We start from the raw sequence: 19,629 nt of genomic DNA on the forward strand, positions 1-19,629 counted from the left end.
TATGGACGTCGTCGTCGTCGAATCGCCGGCCAAGGCGAAGACAATCAACAAATACCTCGGCAAGAACTACAAGGTTCTGGCCTCGTTCGGCCATGTCCGCGATCTGCCGGCCAAGGATGGCTCGGTGCGTCCGGATGAAGACTTTGCCATGTCCTGGGCCGTCGACACCGCGTCTGGAAAGCGTCTCGCCGATATCGCCAAGGCGGTCAAGGACGCCGACGGGCTGATCCTCGCCACCGATCCGGACCGCGAGGGCGAAGCGATCTCCTGGCATGTCCTGGAAGTGTTGAAGCAAAAGCGCGCGTTGAAGGACAAGCCGGTCAGCCGCGTCGTCTTCAACGCCATTACCAAGGCGTCCGTGCTGGAGGCGATGGCCAATCCGCGCCAGATCGATGCGCCGCTGGTCGATGCCTATCTCGCCCGCCGCGCGCTCGACTATCTGGTCGGCTTCACGCTGTCGCCCGTGCTGTGGCGCAAGCTGCCCGGCGCCCGCTCCGCCGGCCGCGTCCAGTCGGTGGCGCTGCGTCTGGTCTGCGACCGCGAATCCGAGATCGAGCGCTTCATCCGCGAGGAATACTGGCAGGTCGCTGCCATTCTCGGTACGCCGCGCAAGGAAAATTTCGAGGCGCGGCTGACCGCCTTCGAGCGCAAGAAGCTGCAAAAGCTCGACATTTCCAACAAGGCGCAGGCCGACGACATCAAGGCGATGCTCGAAGGCGCCAGCTTCAAGGCGGCGTCGGTCGAAGCCAAGCCGACCAAGCGCAATCCCGGGCCGCCCTTCACCACCTCGACGCTGCAGCAGGCAGCCTCATCGGGTCTCGGCTTTTCGGCCAACCGCACCATGCAGGTGGCGCAGCGGCTCTATGAGGGCATGGAGATCGGCGGTGAGACCACCGGCCTGATCACCTATATGCGAACCGATGGCGTGCAGATGGCACCGGAGGCGATCTCTGCCGCACGCGATGCGATCGCCAAGGAATTCGGTGCCAAGTACCTGCCTGAAAAGCCGCGCGTCTATTCCGCCAAGGCCAAGAATGCCCAGGAGGCGCACGAAGCGATCCGTCCGACCGATTTCATGCGCACGCCGGCTTCCGTCAGGCAGTATCTCGACGCCGACCAGGCGCGGCTTTACGAGATGATCTGGAAACGCGCCATCGCCAGCCAGATGCAGCCGGCCGAGATCGAGCGCACCACGGTCGAGATCGAGGCCATCAACGGCCCGCGCACCGCCGAGCTTCGCGCTGTCGGCTCGGTTGTTCGCTTCGACGGCTTCCTTGCCGCTTACATCGAGCAGAAGGAAGAAGATTCGGAAGACGAGGAAAGCCGCCGCCTGCCCGAGATCCGTGCCGGCGAGCAGCTCACACGCGAGGCGATCAACGCTACCCAGCACACCACCGAGCCGCCGCCGCGTTATTCGGAAGCTTCGCTGATCAAGAAGCTGGAAGAGCTGGGCATCGGCCGGCCGTCGACCTATACGGCGATCCTGAAGACGCTCGAGGATCGCGATTACGTCACCATCGACAAGCGCAAGCTGGTGCCGCAGGCCAAGGGCCGGCTATTGTCAGCCTTCCTCGAAAGCTTCTTCGAGCGTTATGTCGAGTACGACTTCACCGCTTCGCTCGAGGAGAAACTCGACGAAATCTCCGACGGCAAGCTCGCCTGGAAGGACGTGCTGCGCGATTTCTGGAAGGATTTTTCCGGCGCCGTCGCCGACATCAAGGAGTTGCGCGTCACCGACGTTCTCGATGCGTTGAACGAGGAACTGGCGCCGCTGGTGTTTCCCGCGCGCGAAGACGGTTCGAACCCGCGCATCTGTCCGAAATGCGGCACCGGCAACCTGTCGCTGAAGCTCGGCAAGTTCGGCGCCTTCGTCGGCTGCTCGAACTATCCCGAATGCTCCTTCACCCGCCAGCTCGGCGACGCCGCCAATTCCAATGGCGAGAACGGCAATGGCGAAGACGGCACCAAAGTGCTCGGCAAGGACCCCTATACCGCCGAGGAGATCACGCTGCGCAACGGCCGGTTCGGCCCCTATATCCAGCGCGGCGACGGCAAGGATGCCAAGCGCTCCAGCCTGCCCAAGGGCTGGACTGTCGATTCGATCGATCATGAAAAGGCGCTCGCCCTGTTGTCGCTGCCGCGCGACGTCGGCAAGCATCCGGAATCCGGCAAGATGATTTCGGCCGGGCTGGGGCGTTACGGGCCGTTCGTGCTGCATGACGGCACCTACGCCAATCTCGACAGCATCGAGGACGTGTTCTCGATCGGCCTCAATCGCGCCGTCTCGGTGATCGCCGAGAAGCAATTGAAGGGCAAAGGCGGCCGCAATGGCGGCACAGCCGCTGCTCTGAAGGAGCTTGGCGAGCATCCTGCCGGCGGCGGCAAGATCGTCGTGCGCGACGGCAAATACGGGCCTTATGTGAATTTCGGCAAGGTCAATGCGACGCTGCCGAAGGGCAAGGATCCGCAATCGGTGACGGTCGAGGATGCGGTGGCGCTGATTGCGGAAAAGGAAGCCAAGGGCGGCAATGGCGGCAGAAAGCCGTTCCGCAAAGCGGCCGCGCCTGCGAAGAAACCGGCTGCGGCAAAAAAACCGGCGGCCAGGAAAAAGGGATAGGACGGGTTGGCGCGCAAAATCTCCGGAAGAAGCCACGGCGATCTGCGCACCGCCGATACCCGCGCCAAGGTCAGGGATAATTACCGGCCTTCGCGTGACGAGATACTGCGTTACATCGCCGAAAATCCGGACCGCGCCGGAAAACGCGACATCGCCAAGGCGTTTGCGCTGCGCGGCGAAGACCGTATCTGGCTGAAGGACGTCTTGCGCGACCTGCAGGATGAAGGCCTGCTGACCAAGGAGCGCAAGCGGCTTGCCCGTGTCGGCGCCCTGCCCCACGTCGCGGTGCTCGACATCTTCGGTCGTGACGCCGACGGTGTGCTGCTGGCGCACCCGACCGAAGCGATCGGCAATGGCGAACCTCCGGTCATAGCGATCCGCGTGTCGCGCGGCGGCAATGGCCCGACGCCGGGCATCGGCGACCGGGTGCTGGCCAAGACCTTTCCGACCGACGATCCGGCAGGCCCGGCCTATACCGGCCGGGTGATGAAGGTATTCGAGAAGCGCACCGATGCGGTTCTCGGCGTTTTCCGTGTGCTGAAGGACGGCACGTTCCGCATCGAGCCGGTTGAAAGGCGCCAGCCGGAGCTGGTCGTCGACAAGGAATTCCAGAACGGCGCCAAGAACGGCGACCTGGTCGAGGTCGAGCCGGCGCGGGCCTCGCGCTACGGGCTGCCGCGAGCCAAGGTTCTGGCGGTGTTGGGGTCGCTGACCAGCGAAAAGGCGGTCTCGATGATCGCCATCCATGCACACGACATTCCGCATATTTTCCCGGCCGACGTCATCGCCGAGGCGGAGGCGGTCAAGCCAGCGACGCTTGCCAGTCGCGAGGATTGGCGCGAGCTGCCACTGCTCACCATCGATCCGGCCGACGCCAAGGATCATGACGACGCGGTGTTCGCCATGCCCGACACCGACGAGAAGAACGCCGGTGGCGTGGTTGTCACCGTCGCCATTGCCGATGTCGCTGCATACGTGCGTTACGGCACGGCGCTCGATCGCGAAGCGCTAAAGCGCGGCAATTCGGTCTATTTCCCCGACCGCGTCGTGCCGATGCTGCCGGAGCGCATCTCGAACGACCTCTGTTCACTGCGCGAGGGCCAGGATCGTCCGGCGATAGCGGCGCGTATGACTTTCTCGGCCGATGGCCACAAACTCAGACACTCGTTCCATCGCGTCATGATGAAGTCTGCGGCGAAACTCGCCTATCAGCAGGCGCAAGCGGCGATCGACGGTGCACCGGACGACACGACTGGCCCGATCCTCGATGCGGTGCTGAAGCCGCTATGGGACGCCTACGCGATCCTGAAGCGCGGCCGCGACACGCGCCAGCCGCTCGAGCTCGATCTGCCGGAGCGCAAGATCCTGCTCAAGCAGGACGGCACCGTCGACAAGGTCGTCGTCCCGGAACGACTCGACGCGCACAAGCTGATCGAAGAGTTCATGATCCAGGCCAATGTCGCCGCCGCCGAGACACTCGAGGCGAAGCGGCAGGCGCTGGTCTACCGCATCCACGATGCGCCCTCGCTCGCCAAGCAGGAATCGCTGCGTGAATTCCTGCAGACGCTAGGCCTGTCGCTGGCGCGCGGCGCGCAGATGCGGCCGAACCAGTTCAACGGCATCCTCGCTCGCGTGCGCGGCGCCGACAATGAGGGGCTGGTCAACGAAGTGGTGCTGCGCTCGCAGAGCCAGGCCGAATATTCGCCCGCCAATATCGGCCATTTCGGCCTCAATCTTAAGCGCTATGCGCATTTCACCTCGCCGATCCGCAGATATGCCGACCTGATCGTGCATCGCGGGCTGATTGCCGCACTCGGCCTTGGTCCGGGGGGCCTGACGCAGGACGAGGCGGAGCGGCTGGAAGAGGTCTCGGCACTGATTTCCGCGACCGAGCGGCGCGCGATGGCCGCCGAGCGCGACACGGTCGACCGGCTGATCGCCGCCTATCTCGCCGAGCGCATCGACGACCGTTTCGACGCCCGCATCTCGGGCGTGACCAAATCGGGCCTGTTTGTCCAATTGCCGCAGTATGGCGCGGATGGCTTCATTCCGGTTTCAACCCTGGGCGGCGACTACTATATATACGACGAAACTGCTCGATCGCTTTTCGGAGAACGCACAGGCAAGGGGTATCAGCTTGCTGATCGCGTTGAGGTTCGCCTGATCGAGGTGGCGCCGATGGCCGGCGCGATGCGTTTCGAGATGCTGACCGAGCCAAAGCCGCTGCCCGGCTCCAAACGGTCATTCCACAAGGCCAAAGGCCGCGCCCGGGCGTCGCAATCGCGTCCAGGCTCGCGCGGCAGGAGACGGTAATGCCAACAGAACTGCAGGTGGAAGAACGGGTTTTCGGCGGCGAACATCACTCGGGCCGGACCGCCCGGCCGCTATGGGCGGCAATGAAGCGCGGCATGCTCGGCCGCTGCCCGCACTGTGGCGAGGGCAAGCTGTTTCGCGCCTTCGTCAAGACCGTCGACAAATGCGATCATTGCGGCGAGGAGCTCCACCACCATCGTGCCGACGACCTGCCGGCCTATCTCGTGGTGGTCATTGTCGGCCACATCGTGCTCGGCGCTTTCATGGGTGTCGAGGCGACCTCGACGCTGTCTACCTGGCAGCACATCGCCATCTGGGTGCCATTGACCATCATTCTCGCCATCGTCCTGCTGCAGCCGGTCAAGGGCGCTGTCATCGGCCTGCAATGGGCGTTTTATATGCACGGCTTTGGCGGTGAAGAAGATCTGATCGAGTCGCATCCCGAGGCTTGAAACCGAGGCTGGCGCAAATCGGCATGGCTGGACGCCACTTCCGCATCGGCGAAGATTCCGCTAGGTCGAGCGCATGGACGTTATGACCAAGGCGGAAATCGACAAGGTTGAGCGGATCGCGCTCGATGCCAAGCCTATACGCCCGCGCGACGCCGCGACGCTGATCCTGCTCGACCGCAAGGGCGACGAGTTCCTGGTGCTGATGGGCCGGCGCCACGCCCGTCATGCCTTCATGCCGGGAAAATTCGTGTTTCCGGGCGGCCGCACCGATCCGGCCGACAGCCGCATCCCGACAGCCACCGCACTTCATCCAGAGGAAGAAGCGAGATTGACCGCTGGCATCGGCCGCACCAGCCCGGCCCGCGCCCGCGCCATTGCCCTGTCGGCAATCCGCGAAACCTATGAGGAGGCCGGCTTGCTGATCGGCCAAAAAGGCGCCTTCGCGACCGCCAAGAGCGACTGGCAAGGCTTTGTCGAGCACGGCGTCATCCCATCACTGCAAGCGCTGCGCTTCGTCGCACGCGCCATCACCCCGCCCAACCGGGTGCGCCGCTTCGATACGCGCTTTCTCGCGGCATGGCGCGACGATGTCGCGGTGCAACTGCCGGATGGCGGTCCGACCGATGAGTTGGAAGACGTCGATTGGTTGCCATTGGCCAAGGCCAGGCAAGCCGATATTCCAGATATCACGCGCACGGTCCTGGAGGAGCTGGAAAAGCGGCTCGCCCGGGATCCGCTGCTGAGCCCCGGCGGTCCCGTGCCGTTCTACCGGCTTGTCCGCAATCGCTTCGTCCGCGAAATTCTCTAGAGCAGCCAGGCATTTCATGACAGTGGATACCCAGCGAGAGGTCGAGGAACGCGTACACTGGCTGCCGATGGTCGCGGCGATCTCGTCGATCAGCGTCGTCGGCATCGCCATCGGACTTGGTATGCCGCTGCTCAGCGTGATCCTGGAAACGCGTGGCCATTCCGCGTCGATGATCGGGCTCAACACCGCGGTCGCCGGTCTCGCCTCGATCGCCGGCGCGCCGCTCGCCACCCCGCTCGCCATGCGCTTCGGGGTCGCCTGGACGATGCTTGCCATGATCGCCGCCGGGGCGCTGGCCTTTGTCGGTTTCCATTTCGCGCCAGCTTTCTGGATGTGGTTTCCGCTGCGCGTGCTGCTGCATATCGCGCTGACGGTACTGTTCATCCTGTCGGAATTCTGGATCAGCACCTCGGCGCCGCCACACCGGCGCGGACTGGTCCTCGGCATCTATGCCACCGTGCTGTCTCTCGGCTTTGCCGCCGGGCCATGGCTGTTCGCCCATCTCGGCAGCAGTGGTTTTCTGCCCTTCGGCGTCACCATCGCGCTGGTAACGCTGGCTGCCATACCGGTCCTGGCGGCACGCAACGAGAGCCCGACGATCGTCTCGGACGGCGAAACCAGCAATTTTCTACGCTATATCTGGCTGGTGCCGACGGCGACCGCGGCCGTGTTGGTGTTCGGCGCGGTCGAGACCGGCGGCTTTGCCCTGTTCCCGGTCTACGGTAACCGCATCGGCTACTCGGAGGCGGACGCCGCCCTTTTGCTCACCATGATCGGGCTCGGCAACGTGCTGTTGCAGATCCCGATCGGCATGATCAGCGACCGCGTCAGCGACCGCCGCTATCTGCTGATGGCCTGTGCCACCGTCGGACTTGCCGGCACAATCTTCATGCCGTTCTTCGCGCAGAACTGGCATTTGATGGCAGCGCTTCTGTTCGTCTGGGGGGGTGTGGTCGCTGCCATGTACACAATCGGTCTGGCGCATCTCGGCTCGCAGCTTTCCGGCCACGAACTGGCCTCCGCCAACGCCGCCTTCGTGCTTTGCTACGGCGTCGGCATGGTGCTTGGCCCGCAGGCAATCGGCATCGGCATGGACGCTTTCGGGCCGTCGGGCTTCGGTTGGGCGCTCGGCCTGTTCTTCGCCTGCTATATCGTGCTGGTCGGCACCAGGCTGCTCCGTAAAATTCTCTGAGTCGGCCCCGCTGCCGACATCGCTCCCACTGCTGACCAACTCCTGACACAACCATGTCAGGAGGGCTCGAGTATATGCTCCCTCAAAGTGCATAAGCAGGGAGACCTCGGATGATCGACAGTGGCTTTGAAACGAAATCGCTGCGGATGGAATTGCTGCTGCTGGTGACCTTTCAGGCACCGGCAGCCGATGTCGACCGCATCATGGAGGCGGTGGTCGCGATTGCACCGCTCAGAATGGGCAAATATGACAGCAATGCCTTTCAGTCGGCGGACGGCATCGAACGTTACCGGCCGCTTGAAGGTGCCGCCGCCGGCGCCGAGACGGAATTGCGCAGGCGGCCTGGGACTGTCGAGGTGTCTTTCGAACTGCCCGATGACCAGAAACTCGCCGCTCGCGTCGTCGAAGCGATTTACCAGCTTCACAGCTATCAGGAGCCGGTGATCCGCATTCAGCCGCTGCTTGCCAGCCGCTCCAAGGGTCTCGACGACTGCGCCAATCCGAACCGCTGGTGGAACACGACGGGAGATTGGAAGAAGGTTGAGCTGGCCACAGCGGACGCATGAGTGTTGCGGTCAGCTCCTTTCTCCCCGTTTCCAGGGAAATCGGCAGCCTCATCGAGAACGCTCCGTCGCGACGCTGGTGATTGGCGAAATCCGAGGCGACGGCCAATCTCCCCCCAAGTGGGGGAGATGTCCGGCAGGACAGAGGGGGGCACTGTCCCGCCAGCCTTGCCGTGATGTCCGGCCTACGCGTGGCGCAGGTCGGTAAGGATTTACGATGCGCCAGCCAGACCAGCCTCGATGACGATGTGCTGGCAGACATTGCTAATATCGCGAATGACATCGTCGTTCCAGAAGCGCAGGATAATCCAGCCATCCTGTTGCAGACGTTTCGTCCTTACTTCGTCACCTGTGGCCGCATTCACGTCGGCATGCTGCGAGCCATCCACTTCGACTACCAGTTTCCTTTCCGGGCAAGCGAAGTCGACGATGTAGCCGGCGATCGGAAATTGTCTGCGGAACCCAAGCCCCATCAGCCGATGCGCGCGAATCTCGTTCCAAAGCTTCAGTTCCGCACCGGTCATGACTTTTCGCATCGACTTGGCGTTTGCGCGGTGTCGCGGAGGCAATGGCGTGTGCGGCATCGTCACTTCTCCGGAATGTTGAGAAACTCCCAAGCTGGAAGACTATAGAGGTAGGCACTCTACGTCGCCCCCCTCTGCCCTGCCGGGCATCTCCCCCAACAAGGGGGGAGATTAGCGGCTTCGCCGACGGCGCCTACACAGGCTGTCGGTAGCTGGGCTTGACTTTCCGGGCGCGTTCTTTATGTGTCGCGGCAAGTTTCCCGCGTCCGGGTGTTTCCCCGTGCTTCAGCGGCCAAAACTCCACGAACATTAACGGACGAACATCATGGCCAAAGCCGCAAACATCAAGATCAAGCTTCTGTCGACCGCCGACACCGGTTTCTTCTACGTGACCAGCAAGAACAGCCGCACCAAGACGGACAAGCTGTCGTTCCGCAAATACGATCCGGTCGCGAAGAAGCACGTCGAATTCAAGGAAACCAAGATCAAGTAATCGGGTTTTCTCTCGCAGTACCGAATCGCCGCCCTCCGGGCGGCGTTTTTCGTTTCGGGAATACAGGACTAGCCGATGCGACCGCTGCTAGCCGGATCGAACAGATGCAGCGATGCCGGATCAACCGACAGGCGCACGGCCTCACCCGGCTTCACGCTTACCCGGCCCATGGCAAACACGCAGACCTGCTGGCCGGCAAGCCTGGCATAGAACTGGGTCGACAGGCCGAGCGGCTCCACGACACCCACCTCGCCCTTCAGCGCGCCATTGTCGGCGAGCCGGATATGCTCGGGTCGCAAGCCGACGGTGATCGCATCACCATCCCTGAGCGGCAGGCCGTCCGGCAGCCTCAGCTTCTGGCCGTCGGCCAGGATGGCATCCGGCTTGGCGCCCTTTTCAACCACGGCAGGCAGAAAATTCATGCCGGGCGAGCCGATGAAACCGGCAACGAACGTGTTGACCGGCCGGTCATACAGATCGAGCGGCGCACCGACCTGCTGGACGAGGCCGTCATGCATGACGACGATGCGGTCGGCCATTGTCATCGCTTCGGTCTGGTCGTGGGTGACGTAGACCGAAGTGGTCTTCAGTTGCTGATGCAGTGCCTTGATCTCGGCGCGCATGTGGACGCGCAGCTTGGCGTCGAGGTTCGAAAGCGGCTCGTCGAAGAGAAAGACCTTCGGGTCGCGCACGATGGCCCGTCCCATGGCGACGCGCTGACGCTGGCCGCCAGACAATTGCCGCGGCAGGCGCTGCAGAAGCGCATCGAGCCCGAGCCGCTTGGCGGCACTGTCCACCCTTGCATCGATCGCCGGCTTGCCGGCCTTTCTCAGCATCAGGCTGAAACCCATGTTCTTCGACACGTCCATGTGCGGATAGAGCGCGTAGGACTGGAACACCATGGCAATGTCGCGGTCCTTTGGCGCAATGTCGTTGACCAGGCGCTCACCAATATGGATTTCACCGTCGGAGACCTCCTCCAGCCCGGCGATCATGCGCAGCAGGGTCGATTTCCCACAGCCGGACGGGCCGACCAGGACGACGAACTCGCCGTCGGCGATTTCGAGATCGACCGCGTGCAGGACGCGCACGGCTCCATAGTCTTTGCGAACTTTGTCGAGTGTGACGGAGGCCATCGATCTATCCCTTGACGGCACCGGCGGTAAGGCCGGTGACGAGGTAGCGTTGCAGGAAGGCAAAGAAGACGCAGACCGGGATCAGCGCCAGGATGGAAGCCGCCATCATCTGTCCCCAGTCGACCGCGAATTTGCCGATATAGGTGAGCAAGCCGACCGCGAAAGTCTTCTGGTCGTCGCTGGAAATCAACATCAGCGCAAACAGCAACTCGCTCCAGGCGGCGGTAAAGACGAAACCGAGCGTCGCCCCCATGCCGGGCAGCGTCAGCGGCACGATCACCTTGCGCATCGCCTGCAGGCGCGTGCAGCCGTCGATCATGGCCGCTTCTTCCAGGTCTCGCGGGATGCCGTCGAAGAAGGATTGCATCAGGAAGGTCGCGAAGGCCGTATTGAAGGCGGTGTAGATGACGACGAGGCCGGTCAGGCTGTTGATGAGGCCGATCTGTCCCATGATGCGGTAGATCGGCGGAATGACCATCACCAGCGGAAAAGTCTGGGTGAGCAAAAGCAGGATGGCCAAGGTCGCCTTGCCGCGGAAGGAAAAACGCGACATGGCGTAGCCGGCAAGCGTGGCAATGACCGTTACGAAGGCTGCCGTCGATACCGAAACGATAACGCTGTTCAGGAAGTAGCGCGGAAAATCGGTGGCTTCGAGCACGGTGATGAAGTTCTGCAGCGTCGTTTGCGACGGCCAGAAAGTGATGCCTTCGGAATAGAGCAGCCGCTCCGGCGTGACCGAGATCTTCAGCGTCCAGAAGATCGGGAACAGCGCGAAGGCCATGTAGGCGCCGATGGCGCCGTAAAGGCCGATACCGCCGAGAATGCGCGAGGAGACGGAGCGTCCGGCAATCATCAGACGTGCCTTACCAGCGAACGGCGGATGCCGATCAGCGCAATCGCATAGACGATGAGCAGCACAAGCAGCAGTACCGCCACCGCCGAGGCATAGCCCTTGTCCAGCGACTTGAACGCGCTGACATAGATGTAGACCGGCACTGTGGCCGTCGAACCGGCGGGCCCGCCTTCGGTCATGACGAAGATCAGGTCGGCGAAGGTGGCGATCCATATCGTGCGCAGCATGACGGTAATGACGATGGTCGGCGCCAGGAAGGGCAGCGTCACCTTGGTAAAGCGTTGCCACGGCGAGGCGCCGTCGATGGCCGCCGCCTCATGCAATTCCGACGGGATCGACTTCAGCGCCGCCAAAAGCGTAATGGCAAAAAAGGGAATGCCGAACCAGACATTGGCGACGATCGGTCCCCACATGGCTGTCGAGGGATCGGAGAGCACGTTGGTTGGCTCGGCTTTCAGCCCCACTGCGTAGAGCCAGTGCGGCAGCGGCCCGATGATCGGGTTGAACAGCCAGGCCCAGGTCAGGCCGGAGAGGAAGGACGGCACCGCCCAGGGCAGGAACACCATCGCCTGCACGATCTTTCTGCCCCGGAACGGCGTGTCGAGCAGCAGCGCCAGGCCAAGTCCAAGGAAGAATTGGAAGAACAGGCTGGCCGCCGTCCACCACAGCGTGTTGACGAGCGCCTGCCCCAGCACCGGATCCGACAGCATCGCCTGATACTGCCCAAGCCCGACATATTCGGATTTGAAAGCGGAGAATTTGCGGAAGGAGTAGCCGATGCCGATGATCAGCGGCACCAGCAGCACGACGACCAGCAGCACGATCGCCGGGCTGAGATAGAGCCAGGGCTCGATCGCGGCATGGGATAGCCGCTTCTTTCGCGGTCTGCCGGCGGATCGTATTTCGGACACGGCGTAGGTCATTGGTGCTGGATTGTCTCCTGGAGCAAGCATGGGCTGGCGACAGCGCCTTCCCCGTTTACGGGGAGATGCCGGCAAGCAGATGAGAAGCAGCGCGAGCCAAGTCGGGTTGCGCCGCCCCTCATCCGTCACTTCGCGACACCTTCTCCGCGTGAACGGGGAGAGGGGGGGAAGTTATTTCTTGTTCTTGGCCATCCAGTCCTGCTGTTCCTTGGTCAGGAACTTGGCCCATTCGTCAGCCACGTCCTTGGCCGCTTTCTGGCCAAGCAGCACTTCCTGAAAATTCTTGATCGCCACCTGGTCGACGAAATTGCCGAGATTTTCCAGATGCGTCGGCGGCGTCACCATCTCGTATTTGTCGCCGTTGTTCAGTTCCTCGAACCAGCCTTTGAACTGCTCGGTCCTGAAGTGGGCGTCCTGGTCGGCGCCGTTGTGAATCGGAATGACGCCGACTTCCTTTGCCCACTCCAGATTGTCCTTGGGCGACAACAGCGTCGCCATCAGCTTCCAGGCATCGTCCTTGTGCTGGGAATTGGCGAACATCGCCCAGCCGGCATAACCGAGCGTCGGATAGGATCTGCCGCTCGGCCCGACCGGCATCGGCGCCACGGCGAAGTCGTCGGCGCTCATCTTATCGGCGATGCCGAGGAGCGCGTCAGGATCCTGGTTCAGCATGGCGCAGGTGCCGCTGTAGAAGCCGGTGACGGTCTCGTTAAAGCCCCAGCTCACCGCATCTTTCGGCGCCAGGCCGTTCTTGTACATGTCGGCGAGCATCTGCAGGCCCTTGACCGAGCCTTCCTCGTTGATCGTCGAGGTGCCGTCCTCGTTGAAATAGCCGCCCTTGCCGGCGGCGATGTTCATGAACATATGCATGCCGTTGAAGGCGCCCGGGCCGCCGCGCAGGCAATAGCCATATTTGCCCGGTATCGCCGAGATCTTCTTGGAGTCCTCGACGAATTCATCGAGCGTCGCCGGCGGACCGTCCAAGCCGGCCTCCTTGAACAGCTTCTTGTTCCAGAACAGCGCGTTCAGGTAATAGCCGTAAGGGATCATGTACTGCTTGTTATCGACCGTCGAGCCGAACTGCTTGGCACGCTCGCCAAGGGTTTTGGCATCGTCCCATTTGGCCATGTATGGCCCGAGATCCTCGAGCTGGCCGTTGGTCGCATAGAGACCCATCCAACGTTCCGGCATCTCGACGATGTCGGGCGTGTCGCCGGCCTGCACCATGGTGAGGAACTTCTCGAACGCCTGACCCCAGGGCAGCGATACCAGCTCGACCTTGACACCCGGATTGGCCGCCTCGAATTCGGCGATCTGCTTCTTGAGGAATTCGGTACGTGGTGGACTGGTGATGACCTCGACCATCTTGATCGTGGAATCGGCCAGCACGCTGCCGGCGGAAATCGCCAGACCCGCGACGGCACCAAGAAGGATGCTCAGTTTCTTCATGTTCAGCACTCCCATTTTGAACGGCTCCTTTTATCTTTTTGCTCTGTCGAAGGCCTGGGCGACATCCGCCCACAGGTCTTCGACACTCTCCAATCCGACACTGAAGCGGATGGTTCGCGGGCTGACGCCGAAGCGCGCCATCGAATTCAGGCCCGGCGTCTGCTCGAGCGAGGCCTTTGCCGGAACGACCAGGCTCTCATGGCCGCCCCAGCTGACACCGATGCGAAAGAGTTTGAGCGCATCGACGAAAGCCGGGATGTCGACGTCTTTCGTCACTTCGAACGAGAACAGCCCGGCATAGCCGGCAAGCGTCGCCTTGCCTGGATGGTTGGAATAGGCCGGGTGGTTGACCCGCTCGACATGGTCATGCGCCTTCAGCCGTTCGGCGATGGTCAGCCCGCTCTTCATGTGATGCGGCAACCGCAGCGGCAATGTGCGCAGGCCACGCAGCAACAGCCAGGCCTCGAAAGGCGAAAGTTTGCCGCCGAGATAGGAATAGGTCTGCTCGTTGATGTGTCGGATATGGGCCGCCGAACCGGCCACCACACCGGCGACGGTATCGCTGTGGCCGCCGAGATATTTCGAGGCCGAATGCAGCACCAGGTCGACACCGTGCGAAATCGGTTTCTGGAACACCGGCGTCGCCCAGGAGTTGTCGATCGAGGTGATGATGCCCTGCTCTTTGGCCAGCCGCGCCAGATGGGTTATGTCCTGGAGCTCGAACATCATCGACGTCGGGCTTTCCAGGTAGAGCAGCTTGGCGCCGGGAAGTGCCCCGGCGACCGCGTCCGGATCGGACCCATCGACATAGTCGACCTTGATGTTGAGCCGTGGCAAAAGCCGCTCGAACAGCCGGTAGGCATCGCCGTAGCAATTGCGCACGACAACCATGCGCTCGCCGGCGCCGACGAAAGCAAGCACCGTGGCGCTGATCGCCGCCATGCCGCTGGAAAAGCCACGCGCGGCCTCTGCCCCTTCGAGAGCGGCGACACGCGCCTCGAACTCCATCACCGTCGGGTTGTCGCCGCGCGAATAGATCGGCTGGCGTCGCCTGCCGGCGAATGTGTCGGCCATCTCGGCATAGTTGGCGAAGGTGAAAAGTGAGGTCTGGTAGATCGGCGGCACCACCGCACCGCCGGGAAAAGGCCCGTCATGGGCGAGAAGCGTCGCCGCCTCGGCGAGATAATCGTTTTCGAAATCGGCGGAATGGTCGCTCATTTCTGGCCTGAAAGTTTGAGTTTGGCCGCGCCGCGCTTCAGATCGTCCTCGACGGTGGCGATCAGCTTGAGCGCCTCGGCCCGGGCCCCCTCCGGATCGTGCGCGGCGATGCGTTCGTAGATGCTGCGGTGGTAAGGGAAGCTGGCGTGGCCGAAGTCGCGCACGCCGAGCGGATGTTCCCAGAAACGATGGAACAGTTCGTGCATTGCGGCGATGATCTGCTCGAACAGCGGATTGCCGGAACTGCGGTAGATCGACTGGTGGAATTCCCAGTCCTCCTCCGCCGACATGCCGGCGCGCGTGTGAAAGGCCTGCTCCATAATGTCGAGCTTGCGTGCGATCTCGGCGATCTCGGCCTGGTCCGCGCGAACGGCGCACAGGGCGGCGGCCTCCGCTTCCAGTGCCCGGCGGATTTCCAGCGTCTGCATCAAGCTGGTGAAATCATTGCCGCCGGCCAGCGTCAGCGGCATGTGCAGCATGTCCAGCGAGACGACTCCCTTGAGATAGGTGCCGCTGCCTTGCCGCCGTTCGACCAGGCCGAGCCCTTCCCAGCGCGTCAGCGCCTCGCGCACGGTGTTGCGGCTCACCTTGAGGCGCTCGGCAAGGATACGTTCGGTCGGCAGTTTCTGGCCGGGCCCGAGAGCTTCCCGCATTACAAAGCCGGCCAGGGCCTTAAGCACCGCGTCGTCGCGAGCAGTTGCCTGTATGGGGGAAAGGCCGAGTTCGGTCATGCCAAGGTCACCAAATGGCTCAATGGTCCAACCAATTTCTGCTAGAAGACAGGCCCTGTCAACCGACTGCAGGCCGCATACGCTCTGCCCAGCCGGCTATTTCAAAGGACGCTGTCGCTGCCGCGGCAAAAACCCAGCGTCTTCCGGACCTTGGCGTAGAATCCTGCTGTGATTTGAAAATTGGGGGCCGGCCGGCGTTTGGCAGCGGTACGAGGAGGCCACTATGTGCCAGCGCCGGCCAGCCGACCCCACGGACCCAGGAGATGCGGCGGACCTGAGCATCATGGGGTATTCTTCGGGTCGAACCGGCGATCTAGCCTCGTGCCGGTTACGTCTAAGGGCTGCACATTTGCGCAACAACTTATGAAAATCAACAGTTTCTTAACCAAGCCTCGCAACTCGCTTGGATTAAGGTAAATTCGTAACCTTGTCGGGTTGACTGGCTAATTGGTGTCCGGGCTATGCCGCCTTGGCGACGACGCGATTGCGGCCGCCGCTCTTGGCCTCGTAGAGCGCGAGGTCGGCGCGTTTCATCAGCGCCGCGACCGTGTCCACGCCTTTCAGCACCGACGACACGCCGACGCTGACGGTGACTTCGATCGCTTTGCCCTCGCTGCCGACGGCAAACGGCAGTTGGGCGATTTCGGCGCGAATGCGCTCAGCGACCTTTTCGGCTACCGCGCCGTCGGTGTCCGGCATCACCACGACGAACTCCTCACCGCCGAAGCGGCAGGCCAGGTCGATGCCGCGCACATTCTTGCGCAGCCGCCGGGCGAATTCGCGCAGCACGTCGTCGCCTCCGTCATGTCCATGCGCGTCGTTGATGCTCTTGAAGCGGTCCAGATCGGTGATCATCACCGACAGCGGCCGGCGCCGTGCCACGGCGCGGTCGAACAGCGTCTGTAGATGGCTGTCGAGATAGCGCCGGTTGTGCAGGCCGGTCAGGGCATCGGTCACCGCCATCTCGATGGTCTGGGTGACGCTGGCGCGAAGCTGGTCGTTGTAGCGCTTGCGGCGCACCTGCGTACGCAGCCGCGCGGTCAGTTCCTGCTGGTCGATCGGCCGCATCAGATAGTCGTTGATGCCGAGTTCGAGGCCGCGGATGATGCGCCCCTCCTCGCCTTCGTCCGCCAGAAGGATGATCGGCAGGAAACGGGTGCGATCGAGCGAGCGCAATTGCGAGCAGAGCCTCAGCGGGTCGAAATCGGCGAAGGCCGTCGAGATCAGCACGCATTCATACGGCTGCTCGGCGGCCTGGAAGAAGCCGGCATGCGGATCGGTGGCGACGTCGAGATCGGCACTGACACGCAGCATCTTCTGGATGCGCTCGAAGGAGGATTTGCGCTCGTCGACCAGCAGCACCTTGGGCACCGCATCGTCGGTAGCGAAGTTGCGGCTCAAAAGCTCCTCGATGCCGATATTGCGTGTCGTCGAGGCGCGCAGCCGCAGCTCGTCGGTCAGCGATTTCAGCCTGACCAAGCTCTTGACGCGCGTCATCAATTGCAGATCGTTGACCGGCTTGGTCAAAAAATCGTCGGCGCCGGCCTCGAGGCCGCGCACCCGGTCCGAAACCTGGTCGAGCGCGGTGATCATCACGACCGGGATGTGCGATGTCGCCGGGTCGCCCTTCAGTCGCCGGCAAACCTCGAACCCGTCCATATCGGGCATCATCACGTCGAGCAGCACGACGTCGACCTTGCCGTTCTCGCAGATCTCGATCGCATCCGGGCCGTTGGTGGCGGTCAGGACCTCGAAATATTCGGCGAGCAGCCGAACCTCCAGCAGCCTGACATTTGCTGGGATGTCGTCGACGACGAGGATCCGCGCGGTCATTTTCACAAAGCTCCGGCTCGGCTGGAAAGATACATCAGGCATCGCCCAGGTAGGATTTGATGGTTTCGATGAAACGCGGCACCGAGATCGGCTTGGAGATATACGCTTCGCAGCCGCCCTGGCGGATGCGCTCCTCGTCACCCTTCATCGCGAAGGCGGTGACGGCAATGACCGGGATGACGTGGAGATCATCGTCCTCCTTCAGCCATTTGGTGACCTCGAGGCCCGACACTTCGGGCAGCTGGATGTCCATCAGGATGAGGTCCGGCCTGTGCTTCCGCGCCAGATCCAGCGCTTCCAGGCCGTTGCGTGTGCGCACCGTCTCGTAGCCGCTCGCTTCGATAAGGTCGCGAAAGAGCTTCATGTTGAGCTCGTTGTCTTCGACGATCATAACCTTCTTTGGCATCGATTTCCCGTCCCGGCTGACCTTCCACTCGAAGGGTGCCGTCATGCGCCCTTGTCGGCACGCACCAAACCTGTTCCCACTATACGGCAATATGATTGACGAAACGGAAACCGGCCGCCCGAAAAGCGTTCGGATTCCAGGTCGGCGAGCTTGCTGCCGGCGACACTTGCCACTACTGCGAAAACAGAACGATTCCGCCCATGAAGGAAGGTAGCGATGGCAAACGCAGCGTCAATGCGCGAGGAAGCGGAAACCATTGCCATAAAGGCGTTGGGCTTCGTCGCCGCCGATCCGGAACTCCTGCCCCGCTTCCTGGCGATCACCGGCATCGAAGCCCATTCCATCCGCCAGGCGGCGGGCGAGCCGGGATTCCTGGCCGGCGTGCTGCAGTTCATCCTTGCCCACGAGCCGACGCTGATGCGTTTTTCCGAGGAGACCGGAACGCCGCCCGCCGCAGTCGGCAAGGCATTGCGGGCGCTGCCGCTCGGCGACGACAATCATGAGCATTCGATATAAGGGGCGATCCCGAGACAGCGGACAGATCGAAGAACTTGCCGCCGACAACGGGCCAGTGCTGATGCTTTATGGCGTTGCCTCATCCCCACTGTCGTCCGTCCCAACGCGGTCGGCCGGTTTCAGCATGGCGCCGTTGACCGTGACCGAACCGTCGGCTTTGGTGTTGATCACCCATTCAAGCCGGCCGTCCGGCAGTGCCTTGCCGAATCCTTTGACGGCGAGTGCGAACGGAAAATACTGTGCCGCTTCCGGTTCGGTCTTGGCCGCCGTCTGCAGGGCCTCCACGATCTTGTCATAGCCCGCGACATCGATGGTCATGCTCGCCTCGGGCTTCTTGCCGGGGAACGTCATTTCACCTTCCATCGCGACTTCGACATTGCCGTTCTTCACGGTGCTGTGCCCTAGGACCAGCTTGGGGGTCTTGGCCAGGAAATCAGCGGAAATCTGGTCGCCGAAATCGCCCGGCAGCGGCGGATTCTTATTAAGATCAAGGGTTTCGATGGTCTTTTTCGCCATGCTGTCGAGATCGATGTTGGCGCCGCCGAAATTGAGGTCGATATCCGTCGGCAACAACGCGACGCTCCAGCTGGGCAGCATCTGCTGCGGCAGGGTCAGGCCGGCGGCCTTGATCGCATAGGTTATCTGACCGTTCTGCAAGATACCGTCCATCCCGACCGCCGTGCTCAACTGTGTCGCACCGAAATTGCCGAGCTGGGTCTCCACCACGAAATCCTTGAAGCTGTAGGTGCCGTCTATTCTTTCCCACAGCGGCAATGCGGCGAGCAGACGCGACTTGAACTCCGCTTGGTTCGCCTTGAGCTTGGCCTCATCCTCGTTGGCTACGGCGAAGGCAAGTAAATCGAGCAGCGGCTTTGTCCGCATGCCCTTGCCCGTCGCATCCACCGCCGCGTGCGGCGACTTGACATTGTATGAGAATTTCAGACCGCTCTTGGGATCGTCCAGTCTGACGGTTTCGGCAAACGCGGTCATTGTCTGTGAATACGCGAAATCTATGCCGCCATTCGCTGATTTCGTCGCGCTCATGCTGCCAGCGCCGCCATCCGCAGAGACTTCCACATTCTGCAGCGGGCTTTTTACACTCATCGTGACGCCCGAAGTGGAACCCGAGGCGTTCACAAAGGCCGCTAGATCAGGGTCATAGATACCGGCGAACTTGTTGTCCGACACGGAGAAGTCGATGTGCTGCGCCCCCTCCGGACCGACGAAATCAACAGATCCCTTCGGAGACACGTCCACCGAAACGTCCCACTGACCATCTCTGCGCGGCTTCGCCAGAACGAAGTAAGGCGTGGAGTCCAACTTGAAGGATTGCTGCTTTGCCAGCAAATCCGTGACCGGCTTGAAGTCGAAAGCGATCTTGTAGGCATCGCCCTCGACTGAAACTTTCACGAACCCAATGTCGAACGGCTTCTTGCCGAAATAGTGCGCCAGATCGTCGGAAAGCCGTTTTGCGCCTTGATTGTCGACGGTCTGGGCGAAGGCGGGCGCGCTGAGCGCGAGAGCGAAAACAACTGTCAAAACACGCTTCACGTTTGTTCTCCGTTGATCTCGGAAGGCGAAATTGCTTCATGCTTCTGGTAG

General features: G+C 62.2%; 18 protein-coding genes. 8 read left to right on the forward strand and 10 right to left on the reverse strand.

Going from position 1 to position 19,629, the window contains the following annotated elements; all coding sequences use genetic code 11:
• Nucleotide 1 precedes the first annotated feature (1 nt).
• From topA to NKI19_RS12725, 6 genes are all read left to right on the forward strand, one after another.
• Entirely contained in the window at nucleotides 2–2,617 is a 2,616-nt protein-coding gene (gene topA, locus NKI19_RS12700; protein ID WP_352493137.1) for a type I DNA topoisomerase, read from the forward strand.
• A gap of 6 nt (nucleotides 2,618–2,623) precedes the next feature.
• The gene (gene rnr, locus NKI19_RS12705) at nucleotides 2,624–4,930 is read left to right on the forward strand and encodes a ribonuclease R (protein ID WP_502899274.1); all 2,307 of its coding nucleotides are present in this window, start codon (nucleotides 2,624–2,626) and stop codon (nucleotides 4,928–4,930) included.
• Nucleotides 4,930–5,382 carry a DUF983 domain-containing protein gene (locus NKI19_RS12710; RefSeq protein ID WP_352493136.1) on the forward strand — a complete coding sequence of 151 codons (453 nt, stop codon included), beginning with the start codon at nucleotides 4,930–4,932 and terminating at the stop codon, nucleotides 5,380–5,382. The genes rnr and NKI19_RS12710 overlap by 1 nt, the downstream gene beginning before the upstream one ends.
• 73 nt (nucleotides 5,383–5,455) lie before the next feature.
• The gene (locus NKI19_RS12715) at nucleotides 5,456–6,190 is read left to right on the forward strand and encodes an NUDIX hydrolase (protein ID WP_352493135.1); all 735 of its coding nucleotides are present in this window, start codon (nucleotides 5,456–5,458) and stop codon (nucleotides 6,188–6,190) included.
• A gap of 16 nt (nucleotides 6,191–6,206) precedes the next feature.
• The gene (locus NKI19_RS12720) at nucleotides 6,207–7,382 is read left to right on the forward strand and encodes an MFS transporter (protein ID WP_352493134.1); all 1,176 of its coding nucleotides are present in this window, start codon (nucleotides 6,207–6,209) and stop codon (nucleotides 7,380–7,382) included.
• 110 nt (nucleotides 7,383–7,492) lie between these two features.
• Nucleotides 7,493–7,948 (forward strand): YqfO family protein, encoded by a 456-nt coding sequence (locus NKI19_RS12725; protein WP_352493133.1) that lies wholly within the window; start codon nucleotides 7,493–7,495, stop codon nucleotides 7,946–7,948.
• A 209-nt stretch (nucleotides 7,949–8,157) separates the two neighbouring features.
• Here the strand turns inward: NKI19_RS12725 and NKI19_RS12730 are convergent, their stop codons facing one another.
• Nucleotides 8,158–8,529, reverse strand: coding sequence for an endonuclease domain-containing protein (locus tag NKI19_RS12730; protein ID WP_352493132.1), 372 nt, complete (start codon nucleotides 8,527–8,529; stop codon nucleotides 8,158–8,160).
• Between the two features lie 265 nt (nucleotides 8,530–8,794).
• Between NKI19_RS12730 and rpmG the strand changes: the two genes are divergently transcribed.
• Nucleotides 8,795–8,962 carry a 50S ribosomal protein L33 gene (gene rpmG, locus NKI19_RS12735; protein ID WP_006201775.1) on the forward strand — a complete coding sequence of 56 codons (168 nt, stop codon included), beginning with the start codon at nucleotides 8,795–8,797 and terminating at the stop codon, nucleotides 8,960–8,962.
• Nucleotides 8,963–9,030: 68 nt separating this feature from the next.
• Here the strand turns inward: rpmG and NKI19_RS12740 are convergent, their stop codons facing one another.
• From NKI19_RS12740 to NKI19_RS12775, 8 genes are all read right to left on the reverse strand, one after another.
• On the reverse strand, nucleotides 9,031–10,098 hold the full coding sequence (locus NKI19_RS12740; RefSeq protein ID WP_352493131.1) for an ABC transporter ATP-binding protein: 1,068 nt from the start codon (nucleotides 10,096–10,098) through the stop codon (nucleotides 9,031–9,033).
• A gap of 4 nt (nucleotides 10,099–10,102) precedes the next feature.
• Nucleotides 10,103–10,951 carry a carbohydrate ABC transporter permease gene (locus tag NKI19_RS12745; protein ID WP_292657796.1) on the reverse strand — a complete coding sequence of 283 codons (849 nt, stop codon included), beginning with the start codon at nucleotides 10,949–10,951 and terminating at the stop codon, nucleotides 10,103–10,105.
• Nucleotides 10,951–11,874, reverse strand: coding sequence for a carbohydrate ABC transporter permease (locus NKI19_RS12750; RefSeq protein WP_352493130.1), 924 nt, complete (start codon nucleotides 11,872–11,874; stop codon nucleotides 10,951–10,953). The genes NKI19_RS12745 and NKI19_RS12750 overlap by 1 nt, the downstream gene beginning before the upstream one ends.
• Nucleotides 11,875–12,045: 171 nt before the next feature.
• Nucleotides 12,046–13,323 (reverse strand): ABC transporter substrate-binding protein, encoded by a 1,278-nt coding sequence (locus NKI19_RS12755; RefSeq protein WP_352493129.1) that lies wholly within the window; start codon nucleotides 13,321–13,323, stop codon nucleotides 12,046–12,048.
• 30 nt (nucleotides 13,324–13,353) lie between these two features.
• A complete protein-coding gene (locus NKI19_RS12760; RefSeq protein ID WP_352493128.1) occupies nucleotides 13,354–14,541 on the reverse strand; it encodes a PLP-dependent transferase in 1,188 nt (395 codons plus the stop codon).
• The gene (locus tag NKI19_RS12765) at nucleotides 14,538–15,272 is read right to left on the reverse strand and encodes a FadR/GntR family transcriptional regulator (RefSeq protein ID WP_352493127.1); all 735 of its coding nucleotides are present in this window, start codon (nucleotides 15,270–15,272) and stop codon (nucleotides 14,538–14,540) included. Before NKI19_RS12765 ends, NKI19_RS12760 begins: the two co-directional genes overlap by 4 nt.
• Before the next feature lie 459 nt (nucleotides 15,273–15,731).
• Nucleotides 15,732–17,105 carry a PleD family two-component system response regulator gene (locus NKI19_RS12770; RefSeq protein WP_352493126.1) on the reverse strand — a complete coding sequence of 458 codons (1,374 nt, stop codon included), beginning with the start codon at nucleotides 17,103–17,105 and terminating at the stop codon, nucleotides 15,732–15,734.
• 34 nt (nucleotides 17,106–17,139) lie between these two features.
• Nucleotides 17,140–17,556: a response regulator gene (locus NKI19_RS12775; protein ID WP_352493125.1), complete on the reverse strand. Its 417-nt coding sequence runs from the start codon at nucleotides 17,554–17,556 to the stop codon at nucleotides 17,140–17,142.
• Nucleotides 17,557–17,727: 171 nt separating this feature from the next.
• Between NKI19_RS12775 and NKI19_RS12780 the strand changes: the two genes are divergently transcribed.
• Entirely contained in the window at nucleotides 17,728–18,027 is a 300-nt protein-coding gene (locus NKI19_RS12780) for a DUF3572 domain-containing protein (RefSeq protein ID WP_352493124.1), read from the forward strand.
• A 66-nt stretch (nucleotides 18,028–18,093) separates the two neighbouring features.
• On the opposite strand, the gene NKI19_RS12785 is transcribed toward NKI19_RS12780, so the two are convergent.
• Nucleotides 18,094–19,578 (reverse strand): hypothetical protein, encoded by a 1,485-nt coding sequence (locus NKI19_RS12785; protein ID WP_352493123.1) that lies wholly within the window; start codon nucleotides 19,576–19,578, stop codon nucleotides 18,094–18,096.
• Nucleotides 19,579–19,629: the final 51 nt, after the last annotated feature.

Origin of the sequence: Mesorhizobium sp. M0751 (assembly GCF_040320265.1) — a bacterium.
Lineage (GTDB): Bacteria > Pseudomonadota > Alphaproteobacteria > Rhizobiales > Rhizobiaceae > Mesorhizobium.